Genomic DNA, 21,080 nt, shown 5'->3' with positions numbered 1-21,080 from the left:
GGCTTATAACCACCTCGGCCAGCAGCCTACTTCACCGGCAGCACCGAGCCCTCATGCGCAAGGAGATACCCATGAAGCACTCTGCAATTGCTGGATTGTTCATCACCACCGCACTGTTGGCCTCGCCGGTGTTTGCGGCAGATAAAGACCTTTGCAAACAAAACATAAGCCAAATTCAGCAGGTACTGGACTCTGATCCCGCCACATCAGAAAACGCCAAGGACAACGTACAAGCCGGTTTGGACAAAGCAAAAGCAGCCCAAGCCGCAGGGGACGACAAGGGGTGCGTTGGAATCACTAGCGGTTTGCTTGAGAAAATTCAAACGCGAAACCCAACCAACAAGTAATCCCGTGTGACCAGGCCAACCTTCGGGTTGGCCTTATCCACCGCGGTGGCGCGCACGGCGCGGGCGTGTTGTTCACTTTGAATCACAGAGCAACAGGCTCGGGGCCGTTCAGGATTTGACGCCGGTTCAAGCAGCTAAAACTTACACAACCCCACCCGCGATACAGAGGCAATTGCCCCCATTTTTAGTGCCACTGCACCCATCGACTATCAAACAGTTTTTTCATAGCCATTCTGAAAAAACCGAATTTCTGCGCGGTGTCGCAGTCTTTTAGGTAGGCCCCAATCAATCGTGGCTTATTTTTCGGACTGGCCCGAGCCGCCCGCTCATACGGCAGCACCGAGACCATCAGTACAAGGAGATATCCATGAAACGTACCGCACTCGCGTGTTTGTTCATGTCTGCTGCAGTGTTGGCCTCTCCCGTATTTGCAGCGGACAACGACCTTTGCACGAGCAAGCTGCAGGAACTCGAAGCCAAAGTGAATGCGCTACCAGCGACCTCCACCAACGCACCGGAGATCAAAAGACTGCTGGCCAGCGCCAAAACTTCAAAAGCCGCCGGGGACGACAAAAAATGCGCCACCGAGGCCATCCAGGCATTGGCGCTGACAAACTGAGCAGCGAACCCAACCCATAACCACTCGCGGCCAACCTTCGGGTTGGCCTTCTCACGCGTGTTGGCGTACAATGCGCAGGCTTGTTGCTCACTTTGATTCACCGAGCAACAGGCTCGGGGCCGTTTAGGATTCGACGCCGGTTGCGAAACTTTAGGTGCATGCCGAGTTGGTAACAGAACTCGTAAATCCACTGTTGCAACTTTCTATAGTTGCCAATGACGAAACCTACGGGGAATACGCTCTCGCTGCGTAAGCAGCCTTAGCCCTTCCCTCCTGGTACCTTCGGGTCCAGCAATCATCAGGGGATGTCTGTAAACCCAAAGTGATTGTCATATAGAACAGAATCGCCGTGCAGTACGTTGTGGACGAAGCGGCTAAAACTTACACAACTCGCCCAAAGCACCCTGCCCTTCGGGTCGCTGAGGGTTAACTTAATAGAAACGGCTACGCATGTAGTACCGACAGCGGAGTACTGGCGGACGGGGGTTCAAATCCCCCCGGCTCCACCAATTCAACGAAAAAAGACGTCCACGGACGTCTTTTTTTGTGCCTGAAATCCAGTCAATCTCCGCAGGGGTTGTAGCAGGTTTGTCGTTACTGGTTTTTCGCAAGTCACCACGGCGTCCTGTCGTTGCGGCTGCCGACAAAATGGATAAGTGGGCGGACACGGAATATGGATAATCTGAGCGGGTTGATTGCCTTTGTGCGGGCAGCGGAGAATCAAAGTTTTACCCTGGCGGGCAGAGCGCTGGGCATCTCGTCTTCTGCAGTAGGAAAAAGTGTCAGCCGTCTTGAAGAGCGGATTGGCGTGCGCTTGTTCCACCGCAGTACCCGGCAAATCAGCCTGACCAGCGAAGGCCTGGATTTTTTTGGTCGTTGCCGGACCTTGCTCCAGCAATTGCAGGATGCCGAGGCTGCGCTTTCCCATTCCAAGACGCGCCCGAAAGGACGTCTGCGAATCAGTTTGCCAGCAGTGGGCTACCGTCTGATATCAGGTATCTTGCGCGAGTTTTACCATCGCTATCCGGACATCGAACTGGACCTGGACTTCAGCGACCGACTGGTCGATGTGGTCGATGAAGCCTTTGACGCCGTGATCCGAAGCGGCGAACTGCCCGATTCCAGCCTCGCGGCGAAAAGAATCTGCACATTCAGGTTCGTCTTGTGTGCAGCGCCCGACTACCTGCAACGCTACGGCACAGCAACGAGCGTGGAGGATCTCCAGCACTACAAAGGCATCGCCTATAAGTTCCCCTCGAACGGCAAACTCCAGCCCTGGTGGCTGAAGGTCCATGGCGACACCGTCAAGATCAACCTGGAAACCACGGTGATCATGAACAGCGTGGAGGCGGTCCTGGCGGCGTGCCGTAATGGTATGGGCCTGGCCTACCTGCCTGACTTTGTCATTCAGGAATACCTGGCCAACCACGAATTGATCAGGGTGTTGCCCGAATTAAGCCTGGAGGGGGATTTTTGGATTGTCTGGTCGCCAAGCCGCTTGCTGTCACCCAAGACCCGCGCATTCATTGATTTTCTCGGTGAAGCGCAACTGATGAGCAGCCCTGAAGGTGGTTGATCGCTCCTTCAGGGCATGCCACACATTCAGTCGATCAGCAGCTTTTTGAAACGCGTCGAATACTGGATAGCCTCCACCGATTTCAAGCGTACCGGCACCTTATAGGCATCCATCAGCCGCCGGGCAAATTGCCGGATATCGCGCAGCACCGTCGCAGTCGAGTCCCCATAGTCGCTATCCAGGACGATGTGCGCAGCGACGAATTGCCCGGTCAAACCATTGGCCTCGCCATACGCCTTGCAATCACGCACCTGCGGATGGCGAAGCAGCACGGATTCGACTTCCGCGGGGTAGACCTTCTCGCCACCGACGTTAATGATCTCTTTGCTGCGACCGAGGATTTTCAGGTAACCGTCGGCATTGACCTCCACCAGGTCGCCGGTCTTGAACCAGCCATCGTCGGTGAAGCTGTCCATCGAGTGGTTCAGGTAGCCCATGACTTGTGTCGCACTGCGCAGCCAGAGCTCACCGTCGACGACTTTGTGTTCACTCGAACCTTCCTGGAATCGCATATACAGGCTGTCGGAAGACAACGAGCTGGTGGTGATAATGCCCGTCTCGCTGGTGCCGAAGGTCTGCAGGAATTTTACCCGTGGCAGACGCTCTCGCAGTTTGAGCAACAAACTCTCCGGCATCGGCTCCGTGCCGTAGGTAATCATGCGCAAACTGCTGAGGTTACAGGTATCGAACACCTCGTTGATCAACATCAGGTTCAAGAATGTTGGCGAGGTCGGCAACACGGTAATGCGGTGTTTTTCAATCAGGCGGGCAACGGTGTCCGGCGTTTTGCTGGCCGCGATCGTTGCTGTTCCTCCGATGGAAAGTATGTTCAACAGCGTGTTGATGCCGCCGATATGATCAAACAGCAAAAACAGAAAGATATCGAGGCGACGAGATCGTTTTTCGGAGAACTCACCCACTAGTCGGTCCAGGTCATGCAACATCGCCTTGGGTGTGCCGGTAGTGCCGCTGCTGAACAGAATCAGGCCGGCATGCCCCTGTTTTTTCAGCTCGCCGATCATCAGGTTTTCCGGGGCTTGGGCACATACGCACGGCAGGATCTGGCGGGTATCGATATCGATCACAAACTCAGGGTTTGCCGCCGCCTGCTTGTTTTGAATTTCAGCCGGGTTTTCAGCGGTGTTGAGGGCGATGATGTGGCCGTTCTGGTACAGCGCCAGGAATAGCGCGATGCCCGCGAACGAAAAGTCACCGCTCATGAATATGACCGCTTGCCTGGGCACGTCATTGGCGGCCAGCCACTCCAGTTGAACCCTGATCTCATCGCTCAACTGGGCGTAGGTGTAGGAGTGTTCAGGGTCATTCAGAAAGATCTGGTTCGAAAACTGCGAAAATCCGTTTATCAGCGGTTTAAAGATCATGGCTTGTTCCCTTGATTGAAATGGCATCAGAAACGCACAGGCAGTTCGTCGGGGCGGCGCAGTACCGTGCCGTTGATCCAACGGATCGACGCCGGGTCACACGCCAGCTCCAGATCGGGCAATGCCTGTACCAGGGTCGACAGCACGGTGGCTATTTCCAGACGCGCCAGCGCCGGCCCCATGCAGCTGTGGATGCCATGGCCGAATTGCATATGCGCGGCCTTGTCCTGGCGGTCGGGATTGATCAGCAGCGGTGCGCTGAACACGCTGGGGTCACGGTTGGCGAGGAACACGTTGGCGTAAACCGTAGTGTTCGCCGCAATCAGCCCGCGGCTAGTTTGCAGGGCTTGGGTGGTGATTCGGGGGAACGCCGATAACTTGCCGATGGGAATCAGCCGAATGAGCTCCTCGATCAATTGTGGCGAACGATCGGGGTTCTCCCGGACGTACTGCCAGAGCGATGGCGCGCACAGCAAGGTATAGAGACTTTTAGTCATCACGCTCAGGGCGTTATGGTCGCCCCCCAGCAGAATACCCAGCAGCACGCCGACAAACTCCCGGTCGTTCAGCGGGTCTTCCAGGGTGTGGCGCTGGTCGACATACTGGCGAATAAAACCGTCTGGATGCGCCACCCTGCGGCCCTGCACGAAGTCCATCATGTAATCGAAACTGGCGTTGACCGCCGCTTCGATACCGGCGATATCGTCCGGCGGCGCCGATTGAATCATTTGGCTCCAGGGCCTGAACAGCAGCCGGTCCTCTTCCGGGATACCGAGGATGTGGCACACCGTCGATGAAGTCAGGCGCTCCAGCACCGAGGCAAACAGGTCCGCCGGCGTCTCGCCTTTGCGCAGCAGCTCGATGCTGTCGACGGTCACCGTGGTCACGTGCTGGCGCACGCTTTCCAGGCCGCGCTTGCTGAAAGCACGCGCGACGGTCGCGCGGGAGCGCATGTGGGCAGGGTTATCCAGATTGAGCAACAGCTCCGGCTGGGTCGGTCCGGGAAGAAAGGTCGGGCCGTTTTCGACGTTACACAGGGTTCGACTGATACTTGGGTCGGCCAGGAACGCCTTGCAATCGGCGTATCCAGTCAGGTGAGTGGCGACGTGGCCGCTGGGCAACCGGATTTGCGGCAGTTGACCTTCCCAACCCACGGTTTGGTAGTAGGGCACCGCATCAAGGTTGGGAATATCCAGCACGCAGGGATGGACGCGCATGTTCATCGGGCACCTGCCTGCGCACGAGGTCGGGCAGCGTCGATGAGGGCGCGTACGGCTTGCTGAGTCTCGAGGCTGTCCACGAACAGAATGGCGTGCCAACCGGCAGCTCGCGCGGCTTCGCAGTTTTCTTCGACGTCATCGATCAGCACACAGCCGTCGGCAGGTACGCCGATCTGGTCGGCCGCCAGCGCAAAGATTTTCGGGTCTGGTTTGCGCAGTTTCACTTTGCAGGAATCGACGATGCTGTCAGCGACATCATCCAGGCCAACCATGCGCCGCCAAGGCGTTTCCCACTCCACCACGTTGTTGGTGAGGATGCATGACTTCAGACCGGCCGCTTTCACTTCATGGAAGAGCTCGAACATGTGTTCGTTGACGTTGTGCGGGGAAAACCACTGCTCGCCATGATGATCAAAGTCGCAGCGGCTCAAATCAATGCCCGGATACAGCTCGGACAATGCCTTCCTCATGCCCTGCCCCCATTCGATCTGAGTCATCATTGCCAGCTCGATGGGTGCCTGGAACTGCACGTTCAGCGGCTTGGCCACGGCATGCATGGCGGCTTCCATCTGGGTGCGGCTGATGCCGGTATTTTCCTGGTAGACGCGGTACAGCTCGTCGATGGATGGCGACAGTACGCCGCCGAAGTCGAACCAGATTGCTTGGATAGTCATCGTCATCTTTCCTTGATTGTCAGATCAGTTAGGGAGGGCAGGTACTTCTACGGGGTCAACGATGAGCGCATCGCGCAGCGACAAATGGGCCACGCCGATCGACAATCCGACGCCAAAACCACAGGCAATCAGGTTGTCTTGCCGCAAGTCTTCGCGGTCGTGCCGCTTGCAGATCATCAGCGGAATCGACGAGGGGCCGGTGTTGCCCACATCAGCGACTTCGATGGGGACCCTGGCCGGCGAAACGCCGAGCTTTTTGGCCAGGTAATCGAGCATGAATTTGTTGGCCTGGTGCAGCAGGAAGAACGGCACACGGTCGGGGTCGATGCCTTTGTCCCGCAGGAAGGCGTTGATCGCCGACGGCACTTTTTCCAAAGCAAAGTTCATCACTTGGCCGCCGTCCATATGCAATCCGGCCGCCTGTACCCGGCTGGTGCTGCCGGGCGTGTAATCCAGCGCAGTGTTGAGGTATTGCGCACCGGCGCCATCGGTATCGAACGCAAACCCGAGCGTCTGATCGCCGCATTCCAACAGGGTGCAGGTCGCGGCATCGCCGAAGACCAGCCGCACGTGCCGGTCTTCAGGGTTGAGCAGTTTGCTGATCACATCGCCAGTACATACCAGGACTCGACGGCAGCCACCGGCCTTGATCAGCATGGCTGCCTGAAACAGGCCATAGATGTAGCCGGAACAGCCGAAGTTGAGGTCGAAGGCAGCCAGTCCTTTCTTCAACCCCAGGCGATCCGCCAGGATTGCACTGCTGGCTGGCATCAGGCTGTCGGGCGTTTGTGTGACGACCACCAGGCCATCGATGCTGGCGGGATCGATATCCGCGGCGTTGAACAACGACCGGGCAGCCGCGGCACACAGATCCACCGTCGACAGCCGGTTGGCCACCCGCACTTGATGGATACCGGTACTCTTGGCGATCCGCTGCACTTCTTTTTCACCAAACAACGTGGCGAAATCGGCCAGGGTCATCACGTCCTGGGGTACTGCGGCCGACAGCGCGCGGATCGACACCCCATCGATAGACGCGCTCATGAAGGCTCACTGACGCGAGCGCCAGCCGCATCGGCCTGAATGGCATCGAACAGCTCACCCATGGTTTCAACCTCGTCGAGCACGGAAGGGCTCAAGGCGAAACCGAACTGGTCATTCAACACCCCCAGCAGCGTGACCTTGGTCAATGAATCCCAATTGCTCAGGGGGTGCAGCAATACATCGACTTGAAGTTCCGATTCGCGCAGTTCCAGAAGTTCTGCCAGTTCTTTCTTGATGGCGTCCAGGTTCATGGTGAGATCCTTTTGCAAGAGAACGAGAGTTAGAGCCCGCCGAGATACACGACTTGGCCGGTAATGAAATTGCTACGCGGTGAAAGGAAAAAATCCGTCACATTGGTCACGTCGTCGAAAGTGCCAAAGCGCTGCAGCGATTGTTGCGCCAGCAGGTCTTTCATCTTTTGTGCGGGGATGACCCGCGTCAGATCGGTATCGATCGGTGTAGGACCCACGGCATTGACGGTGATACCAAAACTGGCGAGCTCCTTGGCCATCACACAGGTCAGGGTTTCCACGGCGGCTTTTGACGCGGCGTACAGTGCCTCGCCTTCCAGCTTCAACGGCTTGGCCACTGTGGAAAAATTCACGATGCGCCCCTGGCGCCCGGCTCGCATGAGCTTTGCTGCCTCACGGCTGAGCAGGAATGTGCCCAGAACATTGGTTTGCATAATATTTTGCGCGGTTTTGTAGGGCGTCAGCAGTGAGTGGTTCATGCTGGCGATCCCGGCATTGTTGATCAGGTGATCGAGCCGACCGCAGGTGCCGCGCACGTGCCTCATCAGTTCACTGATGGCCTGTTCATCGGCCACATCGGCAATAAAGTGGTCATAGCCCGGATGGCTCAGATCGCTGGATGAGCGACTGCAGCCGATCACACGATGGCCTTGGGCAAGGTAGTACTCGGCAAGATGTCTGCCGATGCCCTTGCGTGTCCCCGTAATCAGCGTGACAGGCGTGTTATCGGGCATGGGACACCTGTGCATTCAATTCGAGAATGTAGTTGGCGAAGGTCTTTACCGACTGGAACGGGCTGCGTTTGGGAGACATGGCGCTGTCGTTGACCAGCGTCATTTTGACCCCCAGTTGCTCCTCGATCATCTGCTCGACATCAATCACGATGGACACCAGACTCATCGAGTCGAGGACGCCTCCGGCACCGTAGAGGGCGGTGTCTTCACCTTTTTCCAGGCTGATGGGTTGGACGAGACTGCGGTTTTCATTTTCGATAGCGTTGTAAATGATGCCGAGAATTTGCTCTTTCATAGGGGTTCCTCTCAACGTGAGATCAGGCGAGACGCTTGACGAATTGGTGAATAAGTTGCGCTTCCTTGAGTTGGAAATAGCGCGAGTCGATGACCGATAGTTCAAAGCCGAGCGCCGCCAGACACTGGCCTTGTTGCTTGAATTCAAGGCGGCAGCCAAAACGAAAATTCGAGGCACCAGAGCGGCGTAATTCAATAGGAACGCAGAGGATTTCCGTGTGTATCGGCAACAGGAAGTCCATGTAAGTGACGTCCATCTTGTTAGTGACAAAGTTAACTTTTCCTTTGGCAGCCGGTGTCACGTAATAGGCTTCTGCCACGGCGATGGTCATTTGCCGGGCAGCTTCGATCACCATCATTCCGGAAACGTGTTGCCCCGTCAGATGATCGCTTAGTTCGGCATTGGCATCATCGATCATCAGCGAGGCAGAGTAAGTACCGTTGCCATTTTCACTCGGCATAGAGATGGCAATGTTATGACTCTTCAATTTATGAGTAGCTGTTGAGGAGGCACGAAGACGGCGATCAACTGGAACAATATTCAAGGCAGGCGACAAAACCTCCTTGAAGCCATACAGAATATTGAGTTGCTCATCGGTAATACCTTGACCAACATGCAAAGTTAACTTTTCGTCTCTATCTAGCTGGGTCACTATTTCTTCTGCTGCCGTCACCGAAATGAACATATTGTCACTGCACTGACTTTTGATTCGATCGCCCACCACAATGTAATGCCTGGGCGATTCCTGCTGAGTTTCGCAGAACGAGGAAAGCCCAGAAAACGGGCACGAAGAAGCGCTATTTGAAACTCTGAGTTCTTCCATTTTTTCACCTTTATATGCGTGCAGATGTATCCAGATATTGGGATGAAACTGGCAGCGGTGCTGCCGGGCTAACAAACTCGGTAATCAGTTGGGTGATGGCAGGAATATGCTGAGTGAGGAAAAAATGGCTTCCTTCAAAAAACTCCAGACGAACAAAATTGTGGCTATGCTCCTTCCAGGCAATAACATCCTGAATCGGTGCAAACGGATCCTCTTTTCCACCCAAAACCATCATGGGAACGTCCAGAGGCTCACCAGGAATGTGGCGATACTTGGCTGCAGCATGGAAATCCTTGATAAGCGAAGGCAGCATGCGTGCCTTCGCCGCCGAGTGTTTAAGCATGAAATCCGGGATGGCACCAAACCTGGAAACAGTTTGAACAAATACTTCTTCAGATTCGTCGAGTGTCACCTGCGCGCAATTAAAAAGATGTGGGGCACGACAGGCAGCGACCACCAGACTGATCAGTCGCGTGCCAAACTCATGTTTGCGTCGAGCAACTTCGTAAGCAACGATGGCACCCAGGCTATAACCAAAAACAATGACCTCACGCGCCGCCAGATTATCGATAAGTGCAATGACCTCATTCGCCATTGCTTCGACCGTGCCTGGTGCCGGCGTCACATTCTTCTGATAGCGCCCATTGTAAGTGACCCCAATCACGGGCATGTAATCGCCTACGGCACGCCGCAGTGCTTCAAAGGACAAGCCACTGCCCCCGGCGAAGGGTATGAAAACACACACTTTTTCAGAGTCGATGACAGTCATCGAAGACTCCTTTTTTGAGAGATCAAATTAAAACCAGGGAACTAACGAACACCCTGACCTTTCTGCCAAGTTGGAGTCTGTCTGCTTTTTTCGAAAAATCTGTTTGCTGCGGCCAATTGTATTTCAGGGTATTTCAAAGCGGTTGAGCGTTTTAGGCTGAACTGTCTGAACTATAAGTCCAAGGTCCAGCAACGCTAAATACATCATTGCGCGAAAGACCAATGAGTAGATTGGGCACGAGTCGAGGATTTGAACGCAGGAAGAAATCAGAAGGCGAAGGTAGTTGCATTGGCGTGGCTAACCAATACAACTAGTCAGTGCAGGAGGGGAATAGCAAGTTACAAGCGTGGCCGCTCAGTCATTCAATGATTAAATGGCGGAAAGTTGTTTTTGACGCGGTCTGAGAATAGCCAGCAAGGCAACCATCGCCAATACAGCACATAGCAATCCCAACAAGACGCACCCGGTCCAGCCGAAACGCTGCCAAAGGTACCCTCCCATGGCACTGCCGAACGCGCCACCACAAAAATTGCAGACCATGTACACCGTGTTCAAGCGGCTGCGACTTTCCGGTCTCAGAGAAAAAATACGCGTCTGGTTGGCAACTTGGCCCAGTTGCAGGGCGAAGCTGAGCAGATTGGCGCACACCAGCAACACAATAAAGTTATTGGACCAGGCGATGGTCAAGGCGAAGCTCAGGCCGCAGAGCAAGATAGAGACGAGGCTGATGGCGACTGTGCCAAAGCGCTCACACACCTTGCCGGCGGCAGGAGTCAGCAGGGTGGCGAGGGCGCCCCACAAGCTGAACAACCCGACATCAGCGGCGTTCATGCTGTAGGGCGGCGCCATCAGTTTGAACGCGATAACCGACCAGAACGCACTGAACGCTGCGAAGACCGCTGCACCCAGGGCGCATGACAGGCGCAGCAGCGGCTCGTGCCAGAACAGGTGCAGCATCGAGCTCAATAATCTGCCATAGGCAACGGACACCGCAGGCGTATCGCGCCGTGGCAGAACGCTCGGCAGCGCCAGTGCACACAGCACCATGGCAGAAGCCGCCACCCAATAGACCGACTGCCAGCCGAGGTGATCGGCCAACCATCCGGCAATGGCCCGGGACAGCAGGATCCCGGTGACCAGCCCCGTTTGTACCCAGGCAATGACGCGGCTGCGTTCGCCAGCCGTGGCCAGCCCGGCCAGGTAGGGGAGCAACACCTGCGGGATGCATGTGCCCATGCAGAGCAAGAAGCTGGCGCCTGCCAGGAATGAAAGATGGGTGGCCTGGCTTGCCAGTAATAACAGCACGCAAGTCCACGCCAGCAGTACGCGACAGAGTCGCAAGGGCGACACTCTGTCGCCCAGCGGAACGATCAGCAACATCCCCAAGGCATAGCCCATCTGCGATGCAGTGGCGATCCAGCTGGTTTGCCCGGCACCGGCGTGCAGGGTATCGGCGAAGACCGGCAGCAGTGCCTGGTTAAAGTAAACATTGGCCACCGACAAGCCGCAGAGTAAGGCAATGCCCGCCAGAACCAGCGGCGTGAAGTGTGTGTTGGGCGACATCAGGCATGGCTCCAAAGCGGCTTTCAGGTGTCCGATGAGAGACGCACGACATCGGATGCGGATTGAGTGCCGACTTCGCTTTGGCGCCCAAGAAACAGAAAGACCACGGCGGCAGTGAACAGCGTGAACATCGCCAGCAGTTGCAACAAGGTGTTGAACCCCGCGGTATAAGCCGAGCGCAGTACCGTCAGCGGGATTTGACTGGCGTCGGCGCTCGCGTGCTGGATGTCACCCATTACCAGGCGTTGCGCGATCGTTGAATAGTCACCGGCGAACAGTTGGACCGAGGTACTGAGGCTCAAATGGTGCGCGACCAGGGCCGTCAGCACCGCAACCGTGATGGCCAGGGCGACACCTTCGCTGGCCACCCGCGTTGTGTTGAAAATTCCGGCGGCCATCCCCGCCCGCTCCTTGGGGATCACGCTTATCGACAAACCATCCATCAAGCCCCAGGGCAGACCTGTACCGATACCGGTCAGCAGCATGGCCGCGATGATCTGCGCGTGCGCGCCGACCGGGATCGCACTCAGCCAGTAGAGCCCGGTCGCTGCAATAACGAAGCCGATGGCGCAGAGTACGCCCGCCGACAACCAGCGCGTCAGCGACGCAGCAATGATCGGAACAATCAGCATCGGGGCAGAAAGTGCCAGCATCATCAGCCCCGCTTCAAAGGCACTGGCCCCTTCCACGCCGATAAACCGAAACGGCAGCAATACGATCAAGACGATGTAGCAGTAGCAGGTACCGATCGGCAGGATCTGCACACCAACAAAGCGAGGAAACAGAAATAGCCCCAGTTCCAGCATCGGATGTTTCGCCCGATTTTCAACTACGACAAACAGCAACAAAAAGACCGCCGATGCTCCAAGCAGCGCGAGGATCACCGGCGAGCCCCAGCCTTGCTCGGGCGCCAGAATCACCGCCGTGGTGAACGAGATCAACAGGCCGGAAAACGTCAGCACGCCAGGCGTATCCAGACGTTGTGCTTGCGGGTCGCGGCTTTCGCGCATTTTCGGCAGGGCAAAGATCAAAGAAAGGATGGCAATCAGGGCGGTGCAAAGAAAAATGGCGCGCCACCCCATGTACTCGATCAGCAACCCCGACAACAACGGACCGAAGGCCAGGCCAACCCCGAACGTGGTGCCCAGAAGGCTGAACGCCCGCGTCCTGGCATGCCCGTCAAACTCCTGAGCCAATGCCGCCGACCCGCTCGACAGGGCTGCCGCCGCGGCAATACCCTGCACGCCGCGCAACAGGTCCAGCCAGAGAATATCGGGCACCACCGCCAACAGGGTCGACACCAGTGCAAACAACGCCATGCCACACATGAACAGACGCTTGCGCCCATAGAGGTCAGCAAGGGTACCGGCGGCCATCAGCAAGCTGCCGAAGCTGAGCATGAAGGCATTGGTGATCCAGGCCAGTTCCGTGGGCTGGGCATCAAACGTTTGACCAATGAACGGCGTAGCCACTGCCCCGCCGGTAAAACTCATGGGTAACACCAGGGCTGCCAGGCAAATGGCAGCCAAAATGGAGTGCCGACCATGGGTCGGCAGCGATTCGGTCACTGAGTTCATCAAATCAATCCCTGCATATCTGTGAAGTATCCGTGCTGTCCAGGCCGAGGCACGCGATCGTTCACCCACTCTAGTTAGGATACAATCGAAGATAAACGGGCTTTTATTCCACTTATAATGAACCAAAAGGATGTAATCGAGGCATGGACAGTCTTAGTGGGGTGATCTCATTCGTAAAAACCGCCGAGGCGCTCAGTTTCATCAGCGCCGCCAGGACGTTGGGGATTTCTGCCTCGGCCGTGGGCAAAAACGTCGCCAAGCTTGAAGCTTCGCTGAACGTGCGGTTATTGCACCGCAGCACCCGCAAAGTCAGCCTGACCGCGGAGGGGCAGTTGTTCTATGAGCGCTGCCGCAAGATCCTTGACGATCTTCAAGATGCCCGGGCGATGCTTTCCCACGCCACACAGGAACCCCGCGGAAAGTTACGCGTCAGCTTGCCCACCATCGGCTATCGCTTTCTCTTGCCCCACATGGCGCGGTTCCGCAAAGCCTACCCGGAGATCGAGCTGGAACTGGACTTCAACGACCAACTGGTGGATGTGATCGATGAAGGCTTTGACGTGGTCATTCGCAGCGGCGGGCAGGCCGACTCCAAGCTGATGGCCCGCAAGCTGGGGCCCTTCAAGTTTGTCCTGTGCGCATCGCCTGATTATTTGCAGCGTAAGGGACGGCCTGTCACGCTCAGTGACCTTGAGCATCACGAGTGCTTGCGTTATCGATTTGTCACGACGGGCAAAATAATGGAATGGAGTATGTCTTCATCCCCCCAGATCACGCAGTTGCGCCTGCCAACCGCCCTGACATTGAACAACATGGAAGCCATGCTGATGGCCGTGGTGGACGGGCACGGCATCGCATTTGTCCCGGACTTCCTGGCCCGCGAAGCAATCGCCCAAGGGCGCCTGGAAACGGTGCTCGACGGTCACACCGAAGACCAAGGACAGTTCTGGGCGTTGTGGCCGTCCAGTCGCCATCTTTCACCGAAAATCCGCGTATTCGTGGACTTTGCTGCGGAGCACCTTTTTGCTAATCCTGCTGTAGACAACCCGGATGCGAGGCGCTCATGAGGCGACGTGGCGTATGAAGCAAGACATAACCCGCCAAGTGCGGGTTTTGTTGCATCTGGGGGTTGGTGATCTGTGGTTAGACACAACCGGGCCTATGCTGGCGGTCTACGTGCAAGGACGCCGCCATGAAATACAAATTACTGATTGTCGCGGTTGAAATGCCAAGATCTTCGCCACGCAGCTAATCCCCTTGTAGGAGCGAGCCTGCTCGCGATGGCGGTGTGTCAGTCGACATCCATGTTGAATGAACAATCGCTATCGCGAGCAGGCTCACTCCCACAAAAGCAGTCCATTGGACCGCTGGGATTCAAAGCACCTTCAAATCCACCGACACATGCCCCCGCGTCATCCGCGAATACGGGCACATCTCGTGCGCAGCCTCAGCCAGTTCCCGTTTCACCCTCTCTTCCAACCCGGGAAAGTTGACGTTCAACCGGACCGCTAATTGAAAATCCCCAGCGCCGGTTTTGCCCAGATCCACTTCGGCATCCACAGACGTGTCTTCCGGCAATTTGATCTTCATCTTGCCCGCCGCCACCTGTATCGCGCCGATGAAGCAGGCGGAATACCCCAGCGCAAACAGTTGCTCCGGATTGGTGCCCGGCTTGCCCGAGCCGGGCGAGCTGAATTTGACGTCCAGCTCGCCGTCGCTGGATTTGCCGGTGCCGGTGCGACCGCCGACTGTGTGGGTTTTTGCGGTGTAGAGAACGGTTTCCAGTGCAGCACTCATGACAGTGACTCCTGATCAGGATTGAACGACGGCGAGCTCATTTCGAGGCCTCGCCCAGGGTGCCGGTGTAGTGCGCCAGGCGTTTTTCGACGTCGGCTTTTTTCTGCAGGCCAAGCTCCATCAGTTGGGTGATGCGTTGCTGCGCAGCCGGGCGTTTGACCGAGCCGATGAAACCGTCCCATTCGGCGGCGATGGCTTCGTTGGGTGGCAGGCTGGCGGCGTCGACCAGGCGCTTGATGTCGGCGATCGACTGTTTGTCGAACCGGGCAATGCGCCGGGCCATGGTGTCGACGAATGCATCGAGTTCGGCATCGGGCAGCGCACGGTTGACGTAGCCGTAGCGTTCGGCGAGTTCGCCATTGATGTCGTTGCCGGTGAGCAGCACTTCCAGGGCGCGCCCACGGCCCATCAGCCTGGGCAGACGCGCCATCGGGCCGCCGCCGGGCACCAGGGCGGCGCCGATTTCCCATTGCGAGAGGATGGCTTTTTCACGGCTGGCGAAACGCATGTCGCTGGCCAGGGCCAGTTCGCTACCGACGCCGGTGGCGCGACCGCGAATGGACACTATCGAGACCACGGGCGCCTTGCTCAAGCGAACCAGCATATCGGGCAGCGGTGGCAGGCCGGTGGGGCCGTTGGGCAGGCTGGTGGTGTCGGTCAGCGGCGGGACGAAGTCGTAGTGGGTGAGGAAGAAGTCTGGAACGTCACTGTCGAAGACTACGACTACCACTTTCGGATCGGTCTCGATGGCCGTGACGACCTCATTCAGTTGCGGCATGGTCTCGGGGCCGTAGATGTTGTACGGCGGGTTGTGGAAGGTGACGCGCCAATACTCGGGGGTGAGGCGGGTGAGCTTGATCTCCTGTTTTGCTGCGTGGGTGGACGGGGTCTTGTCGGGTGAAGCGGATGCGGTCGATGCTTCACCGGCGAGAGACGGGTCGGTGGCCGCCATGCTGGCGACAATGATCGCGGCATTGAATAGCTGCAGTCTCATGGGAAAACCTCCAGTTGAAAAACATGTGGTCCCCGCGAACAACGTTCTACAGTCTGAAGCAGATAATGGGCATGCCGGAAAGGTCCGGCTGAACAAGCCTAGCAGCGCAACTCCGGCTGACAAGTGACGTCAGTCGGACAAAAAAAAGGCACTGGCGATGATCGCCAGTGCCTTTTTTGCCTGAACCGTAACGTCAGCGAGACAGCATGAAAGTGTCGTACTCCAGATCTTCCAGCGCCGTCGAAAGCCTATGCAAACCCAGCAATACACAAATCAGCAACGACAGCGTAAACCCATACCCGAAGAAGCTTGGCCCCAGGTACATGCTGAACAACGTCAGCATCGCGTTCAACACCGCAAACAGCACGCACAGCTCCAGCACCACGGTGCGCTTGTCGAGGTAGAAGAACACGTTGAGCAACGCCATGAACACCACCTGGATGCTCACGCCGATCAGGTCGATGTAGAACAGCGGCAGGTAATAACTGGAGATACCCAGCCATTCCAGCAGACGCGGCGCGAACAGGAACAACAGCACCGCCGTCAGCCCCTGCACCTTGCAGATTTCCAGCAGGCCCTGGCGGATCGACAAGGTCATCTCGGTTTTCAGTTGCCCGATGTGTTGCAGGGTTTCACCTTCGCGGATCGCCCGGAACAGACGGTCGTACCACTCGGCAAAGTCGGTCTCGATGCGCACCAGAAACACCGCCATGCCGGGGATGATCGCCAGATACGCGAGGAAGATCGGCAAGTCGTAGAGGATCGAAGCGCGTAGCGGGCCAACGATTTCGTTGGAGGTGCCGGGGTTGAACCAGAACAGGAATTTGTCGATCCAGATCCCCAGGTTGTAGAAGAAACCGGTGGCCAGCAAGCTGAGGAACACGTTGCGACGATCGAGGAAATCGAAGGCGATCAGTTTCTCGGCGCGGTACTCGCGCAGGATGTCGTAGAGGAACAGGAACAGCAGCGTGCTGTGCCCGATCAACAGCGCCAGCAGCAAGCCCGGCATCTGCAAAAAGCTCAACAGGTAGGCGCTCGCGACCATCAGCGTGTAACCCACCAGCATCACCAGCAGAATGCGGTTATAGGCCTTCATCCCCGAGAGGAAGATGATCACCAGCCACAAGTTGCACAGCACCACGAAGTTCGCCAACACCAGTACGCGGTAAATCAGCGGTTCATCGAACAACAAGCCCAACACGACGATCCCCAACAACCCGGCGCCTAGGGTGACCAGCAACAACACCCCCAAGAGGTTGGGCAGGATCTGATCGTACTTGTGCTCGAACAAACGGTCGGAGACGAAGCGCGTGAAGAACAGCTGCAAGCCGCCCGTCAGGATCAACGAAGTGGCCATCAGGTACGTCACCGTCACCAGGAACTGCCCGACCAGCATGTTCGGCAGCAACAGGCCGATGCTGATGATGCCCACCAGCATGACACTGATGATCGACAACACCCACGGCCCGGAGCTGATCAGCCCGGCGTAGACGTAGGCGTGCAAGGTCGCCGTGTAGGAATCACGCGAAAGGATTTTTCGCAGTTCAAAGCCAATACCGGCCATTTAGCTGTTCTCCATGGCGGCTTGATACAGGTCGCGGTAACGCTGCAGCATCAAGGCTTCGGTGTAATAACGATTTACCCGCAACAAGCCGCTGGCCTGGGCGGCCTGCCAGCGTCGCGGGCTGCGCAACAGTTCAAGGATCGCGGCGCACGTGGCTTGTGGGTCGGCAATCGCCACCACTTTGCCGGCGTGTCCGAGGTCACGGTCTTCGGCACTGCCGCCTTCGATCAACTCGCGGCACGAACCCACGTCGCTGCTGACCACCGGCGTACCGGCGGCCCAGGCTTCGAGGATCACCAGCGGCTGCGCTTCACTGATCGAGGTCAGCACCATCAGGCCGAGTTTGGGCAGGATGTCCTGAATGCGCTGGAAGCCGAGGAAATGCACCTTGCCTTCCAGACCCAGGCTGGCCATCAGGCTGCGGCATTCGCTGACGTATTCCGGGTCTTCCTCTTCCGGGCCGACAATCCAACCCTCGGCTTGCGGCATCGCGCTGATCACGCCGCGCATCGCACGCAGATAGGTTTTCACGTCCTTGATCGGCACCACACGGCCGATCAAACCGACCACAGGCGCAATGCCGTGAGCGCGGGATTCCAGCGCTGCGGTCCACATCGGCAGGTCGATGCCATTCGGAATGACCTGGGTGCGGGTCGCGAGGGCGCCGTCCTTGATCTGGCGCTGACGGTTGCCGTCGTAGAGCGCGATGATGTTGTCGGCGCTGTTGTAGGTCAGTTGACCAATGCGCTCGAAGAAACGCACCCACAAGGTTCGGATGTAACCCGAGCCGGCATCGAGGCTGCGGTTCAGCGCCTGGCCGGAACTCTCGGCGATCCAGCTGGCCTGGGCCAGGTCGATCTTGCGTTCCTTGGTGTAGATCCCGTGTTCGCTGAGCAAGTAGGTGCAATTCCAACGCTGCTTGAGGATGCAACCCAGAAAGCCCGCGTACCCGGTGGAAATCGAATGCAGCACCCGCGCCTTCGGCATCCGTTGCGCGGCTTCGGCGAGCATCAGCAACGGCGACTGCATCGCGCGCAAGGTCCAGAAATAATTGACGAAGGACGGATCGGCGCAATGCTGGCGATAGCCTTCGCTCAGCGACTCCCAACTGGCGCGGCTGCGCAGCACGTCGTCGAGGGTCATGTGGCCCTGGGCGATGCAGTCGAGCAAGCGTTCACCCAGGGCCGGGTCTGGCGCATCCGGGTGATGCAGGAAGCGATACAAATCCTGCAACTGCTGCGGGTCAGCCTCGCGCGGCTCTACGTGCGTGTTGGTCGGATGGGTCGCATCTTCGAGGAACACTTCTTCGATATGCAGCACGTTGGCCGGTATTTCGTAGCGCCGGGTCGGATAGGCCTGACGCTGGCCGCCGATGAACATCACCGAAAAGGTCAGTTCCGGCAGGCCGAGGATCATCTGGTGAATCCAGCTGGAAACGCCGCCACGCACGTAAGGCCAGGTGCCTTCGAGCAGCAGACAGATGTCGGCAACCGGTGCCTGTTCCTTGTGACTCATGTCCAGCTCCTGACCAATGCGGCGAACGGCGGCCGCTGACGGGTTTCCTCGGGAAGACGGGCGAGCAAACCGGGAATTTCGTGGTAACGACCGGCCTCGAACGCCAGCTCGGCGCGAAACGGCAGCACCTGCGCCGCGCCCATGCCGTTCTCTTGAGCCTGACTCAGCAGCACTTCGGCACGCTCGACATCGCCACGCTCCAGCGCGATGCGCCCGGCCAGCAGGAACAGCTCACCGCCCTCGCCCGCTTTCAAGCCTTGCTCGGCATGTTCGCTGGCCTGGGTCAGCACGTGATCAAGCACGCTGCCTTGCGCCAGGCCCAGATACGCCAGCTCCCAATACCAGCGCGCCAGCCTGCCGTGCAGCGCACCCGCCGTTTTGGCGTTGGCGTTGACCAGTTCGCCGAGCGCGATCTGGATGTGCAGGTTGATGTCGCTTTCCTGCTTGTCGAGCATCGAATACGCCAGCAGCCGCACATCGTCACTCGGGTCACCGAGGGCCAGCTTGAGAATCGGCACCGCTTCTTTGCCGGGCATGCGCCGAGTCGCCAAGAGGGCGGCCAGACGCTGATCCGGATCCGGGGCATGGCGCAACACGTCCTGCAAACCGCCATCGGCAAAGATCGGCGAGTGCAGTTGCAATTGCGCGCGGAACGGCAGCTTCGGAATGCCCACCGCTTGCCACGCTTGCTTGTCGCGTTTGCGCGGCAGGTACAGCGCCGGGAAGATCGCCGCCACCACGCCGACCGCGCCGAGCACCGGCACGAAGAACGCCAGGCTGAAGATAAACAGCGGGCTCCACGGCAGCGGCGAACGGTAGCGCGCCGGCAGCAACAGCCACACGGCCGCGCACAACATCACGCACGCCAGGCCGTGGCTGAGGGTGAACACCAGCAATTGTTGCAACTCGGGCGCGGTGAGCCACAAGCTGGCCCAACTGCCCGCCTCTAACAACAAGGCTCCGCTAAACAGCCACTTGCTGATCATTCAGGCCACACTCGTTGAACAGGAAATTACGCAGCCCGTTGCGTTCACAGCCAGGCTCCAGGTTGAACGGCAACACGCGCACGCCGAGGCTGTCGAGGCTGCTTTCAATGCCAAAGTGCTCGTGCAGCATCAGGTTCATCCGCGCCAGATAACCTTCGGTGCCTTGCGGACTGGTCAACGGCAACAGCACCAGCAACAGCTGATGATCGCGGTTATTACGCAGCGGCAATTGCAGGTCGAGGCCACGCTGGCTGCGCTCGAACAGGCGCGACAGCTCATCGTTGGGGCGGGTCAATTCGAAGGCAAAAAGGCCGGCCGCCAGTTTGTGCTGCTCGACATCCACCAACGAACGCTTGAGTTGCAGCGTGAACTGCTGCGCATCGGCGTCGGCCAGTTGCAGCACTTGCGGGTCGCGGCGCAGCAGGTCGGCGATGTGCCCGGCGAGCAACGCCAACAGGCTCAGCGTGCGATCCTGGAACGCGAAGAACGGCATCTGCCGCACCGCCAGAATCGCCAGCAAACGACCTTCGGCATCGATCAGCGGAATGCAGGCCTGCAATGACGAGAATTGCGCCGAGCTGCCGGCATCAATCAGTTCCTGACGCACGCTGACCAGCTCACCACGTTCCAGGCACAGCTTGACCAGACCGTCTTCGGTGCCCAACGGCCCCATGACGCCGATGGTCGCCAAGGCTTCGGGCAACACGTTCTCTTCGCGTTCATCGACGCGATACAGCCCGGCCACGCGCAGCGCACCGTACTGACCGAGCATGGCCACGATCGGGTCGGCCAGCGCGGCCAGTGCATCGCCTTCGTCCGGCATCACCCGCAGTTTGTCGCGCAAGCCCAGCAACGAACTGCGCAAGCTTTGATCGCTGCCCGCCACGCGCTGCTCCAGCAGGTCGTGGGAGACCCGCAAAATCTGGTGCGCGCGGGTGAATTCGTCGAGTCGATACTGGCGGTAATCGTTGGCCATCTGCAGACGCTGCAAGCGCCGTTCCCACAGATCGCGAACCTCGCCCACCAGCATGCCGCTGACCAGCACGCCAACAATGAATGACGGATCAAGCTGGGCGTAGGCTTCATGCCCACTGTAGCGCAGGGCGAACAACGCCATCACCAGCAGACTGGCGCTGAGCAAGCCGCGCACGAAACCGTAGCGCACACCCAACAGCAGCGGCGCCAGCACAGGCCAGGGAAAACCGGCGTGCATTTGCAACGGGTCTTGCGGGGTCAGCCATAAGCCCAGGCCAATCGCCGCGCCGGTGACCAACAGCGTTTCCAGCCAAGACACCGGGCCGCTGGCACGCGGCGCGAGGCTGTAATCCATGTGAGGAGAATTCATTGCAT

Annotated in this window: 21 protein-coding genes and 1 other RNA gene; 5 read left to right on the top strand and 17 right to left on the bottom strand. The window is 58.1% G+C overall.

The window, feature by feature from the left end:
• Positions 1–71 precede the first annotated feature (71 nt).
• The 4 genes from JIO00_RS04110 (at position 72) to JIO00_RS04095 (ending at position 2,542) form a co-directional block, all read left to right on the top strand.
• Positions 72–347 (top strand): hypothetical protein, encoded by a 276-nt coding sequence (locus JIO00_RS04110; RefSeq protein ID WP_083375056.1) that lies wholly within the window; start codon positions 72–74, stop codon positions 345–347.
• Between the two features lie 367 nt (positions 348–714).
• The gene (locus tag JIO00_RS04105; protein WP_083375057.1) at positions 715–966 is read left to right on the top strand and encodes a hypothetical protein; all 252 of its coding nucleotides are present in this window, start codon (positions 715–717) and stop codon (positions 964–966) included.
• 115 nt (positions 967–1,081) lie between these two features.
• Positions 1,082–1,475, top strand: a transfer-messenger RNA (tmRNA) gene (gene ssrA / locus JIO00_RS04100).
• Positions 1,476–1,639: 164 nt separating this feature from the next.
• Positions 1,640–2,542 (top strand): LysR family transcriptional regulator, encoded by a 903-nt coding sequence (locus tag JIO00_RS04095; RefSeq protein WP_083375070.1) that lies wholly within the window; start codon positions 1,640–1,642, stop codon positions 2,540–2,542.
• A 26-nt stretch (positions 2,543–2,568) separates the two neighbouring features.
• On the opposite strand, the gene JIO00_RS04090 is transcribed toward JIO00_RS04095, so the two are convergent.
• The 11 genes from JIO00_RS04090 to JIO00_RS04040 form a co-directional block, all read right to left on the bottom strand.
• Positions 2,569–3,924: an ANL family adenylate-forming protein gene (locus tag JIO00_RS04090; protein ID WP_083375071.1), complete on the bottom strand. Its 1,356-nt coding sequence runs from the start codon at positions 3,922–3,924 to the stop codon at positions 2,569–2,571.
• Positions 3,925–3,950: 26 nt separating this feature from the next.
• Positions 3,951–5,141, bottom strand: a complete 1,191-nt coding sequence (locus JIO00_RS04085; protein ID WP_158243822.1) for a cytochrome P450 — start codon at positions 5,139–5,141, stop codon at positions 3,951–3,953.
• 2 nt (positions 5,142–5,143) lie between these two features.
• Positions 5,144–5,818 (bottom strand): HAD family hydrolase, encoded by a 675-nt coding sequence (locus JIO00_RS04080; protein WP_083375073.1) that lies wholly within the window; start codon positions 5,816–5,818, stop codon positions 5,144–5,146.
• A 24-nt stretch (positions 5,819–5,842) separates the two neighbouring features.
• Entirely contained in the window at positions 5,843–6,862 is a 1,020-nt protein-coding gene (locus JIO00_RS04075; RefSeq protein WP_083375074.1) for a 3-oxoacyl-ACP synthase III family protein, read from the bottom strand.
• Positions 6,859–7,113: a phosphopantetheine-binding protein gene (locus JIO00_RS04070; protein ID WP_083375075.1), complete on the bottom strand. Its 255-nt coding sequence runs from the start codon at positions 7,111–7,113 to the stop codon at positions 6,859–6,861. Before JIO00_RS04070 ends, JIO00_RS04075 begins: the two co-directional genes overlap by 4 nt.
• Positions 7,114–7,142: 29 nt before the next feature.
• Positions 7,143–7,847 (bottom strand): SDR family NAD(P)-dependent oxidoreductase, encoded by a 705-nt coding sequence (locus JIO00_RS04065; RefSeq protein WP_102593591.1) that lies wholly within the window; start codon positions 7,845–7,847, stop codon positions 7,143–7,145.
• The gene (locus JIO00_RS04060; protein WP_083375077.1) at positions 7,837–8,142 is read right to left on the bottom strand and encodes a hypothetical protein; all 306 of its coding nucleotides are present in this window, start codon (positions 8,140–8,142) and stop codon (positions 7,837–7,839) included. The genes JIO00_RS04065 and JIO00_RS04060 overlap by 11 nt, the downstream gene beginning before the upstream one ends.
• 22 nt (positions 8,143–8,164) lie before the next feature.
• The gene (locus tag JIO00_RS04055; RefSeq protein ID WP_102593590.1) at positions 8,165–8,965 is read right to left on the bottom strand and encodes an AfsA-related hotdog domain-containing protein; all 801 of its coding nucleotides are present in this window, start codon (positions 8,963–8,965) and stop codon (positions 8,165–8,167) included.
• A 10-nt stretch (positions 8,966–8,975) separates the two neighbouring features.
• Positions 8,976–9,734 carry a thioesterase II family protein gene (locus JIO00_RS04050; protein ID WP_154503024.1) on the bottom strand — a complete coding sequence of 253 codons (759 nt, stop codon included), beginning with the start codon at positions 9,732–9,734 and terminating at the stop codon, positions 8,976–8,978.
• A gap of 369 nt (positions 9,735–10,103) precedes the next feature.
• Positions 10,104–11,297, bottom strand: a complete 1,194-nt coding sequence (locus JIO00_RS04045; RefSeq protein ID WP_083375080.1) for an MFS transporter — start codon at positions 11,295–11,297, stop codon at positions 10,104–10,106.
• A 23-nt stretch (positions 11,298–11,320) separates the two neighbouring features.
• On the bottom strand, positions 11,321–12,874 hold the full coding sequence (locus JIO00_RS04040; protein WP_083375081.1) for an MFS transporter: 1,554 nt from the start codon (positions 12,872–12,874) through the stop codon (positions 11,321–11,323).
• A 143-nt stretch (positions 12,875–13,017) separates the two neighbouring features.
• On the opposite strand from JIO00_RS04040, the gene JIO00_RS04035 reads away from it, so the two are divergent.
• Positions 13,018–13,941 carry a LysR family transcriptional regulator gene (locus tag JIO00_RS04035; protein ID WP_083375082.1) on the top strand — a complete coding sequence of 308 codons (924 nt, stop codon included), beginning with the start codon at positions 13,018–13,020 and terminating at the stop codon, positions 13,939–13,941.
• Positions 13,942–14,248: 307 nt separating this feature from the next.
• Here the strand turns inward: JIO00_RS04035 and JIO00_RS04030 are convergent, their stop codons facing one another.
• The 6 genes from JIO00_RS04030 to JIO00_RS04005 form a co-directional block, all read right to left on the bottom strand.
• Positions 14,249–14,671 carry an organic hydroperoxide resistance protein gene (locus tag JIO00_RS04030; RefSeq protein WP_010463651.1) on the bottom strand — a complete coding sequence of 141 codons (423 nt, stop codon included), beginning with the start codon at positions 14,669–14,671 and terminating at the stop codon, positions 14,249–14,251.
• Positions 14,672–14,708: 37 nt separating this feature from the next.
• On the bottom strand, positions 14,709–15,665 hold the full coding sequence (locus JIO00_RS04025; RefSeq protein WP_172792225.1) for an enoyl-CoA hydratase/isomerase family protein: 957 nt from the start codon (positions 15,663–15,665) through the stop codon (positions 14,709–14,711).
• A 193-nt stretch (positions 15,666–15,858) separates the two neighbouring features.
• Positions 15,859–17,229 carry an exopolysaccharide Pel transporter PelG gene (gene pelG / locus JIO00_RS04020; protein ID WP_010463655.1) on the bottom strand — a complete coding sequence of 457 codons (1,371 nt, stop codon included), beginning with the start codon at positions 17,227–17,229 and terminating at the stop codon, positions 15,859–15,861.
• A complete protein-coding gene (gene pelF, locus JIO00_RS04015) occupies positions 17,230–18,744 on the bottom strand; it encodes a GT4 family glycosyltransferase PelF (protein ID WP_010463656.1) in 1,515 nt (504 codons plus the stop codon). It lies immediately after the preceding gene.
• Positions 18,741–19,730 (bottom strand): tetratricopeptide repeat protein, encoded by a 990-nt coding sequence (locus JIO00_RS04010; RefSeq protein WP_010463659.1) that lies wholly within the window; start codon positions 19,728–19,730, stop codon positions 18,741–18,743. The genes pelF and JIO00_RS04010 overlap by 4 nt, the downstream gene beginning before the upstream one ends.
• Positions 19,708–21,075 carry a PelD GGDEF domain-containing protein gene (locus JIO00_RS04005; RefSeq protein WP_154503019.1) on the bottom strand — a complete coding sequence of 456 codons (1,368 nt, stop codon included), beginning with the start codon at positions 21,073–21,075 and terminating at the stop codon, positions 19,708–19,710. The genes JIO00_RS04010 and JIO00_RS04005 overlap by 23 nt, the downstream gene beginning before the upstream one ends.
• Between the last annotated feature and the right edge of the window lie 5 nt (positions 21,076–21,080).

The sequence above is a fragment of the Pseudomonas sp. SW-3 genome (assembly GCF_016615645.1).
Lineage (GTDB): Bacteria > Pseudomonadota > Gammaproteobacteria > Pseudomonadales > Pseudomonadaceae > Aquipseudomonas > Aquipseudomonas mandelii.
Note: the sequence above shows the minus strand (reverse complement) of the source record. Positions and strands in the feature narration are given on the sequence as shown.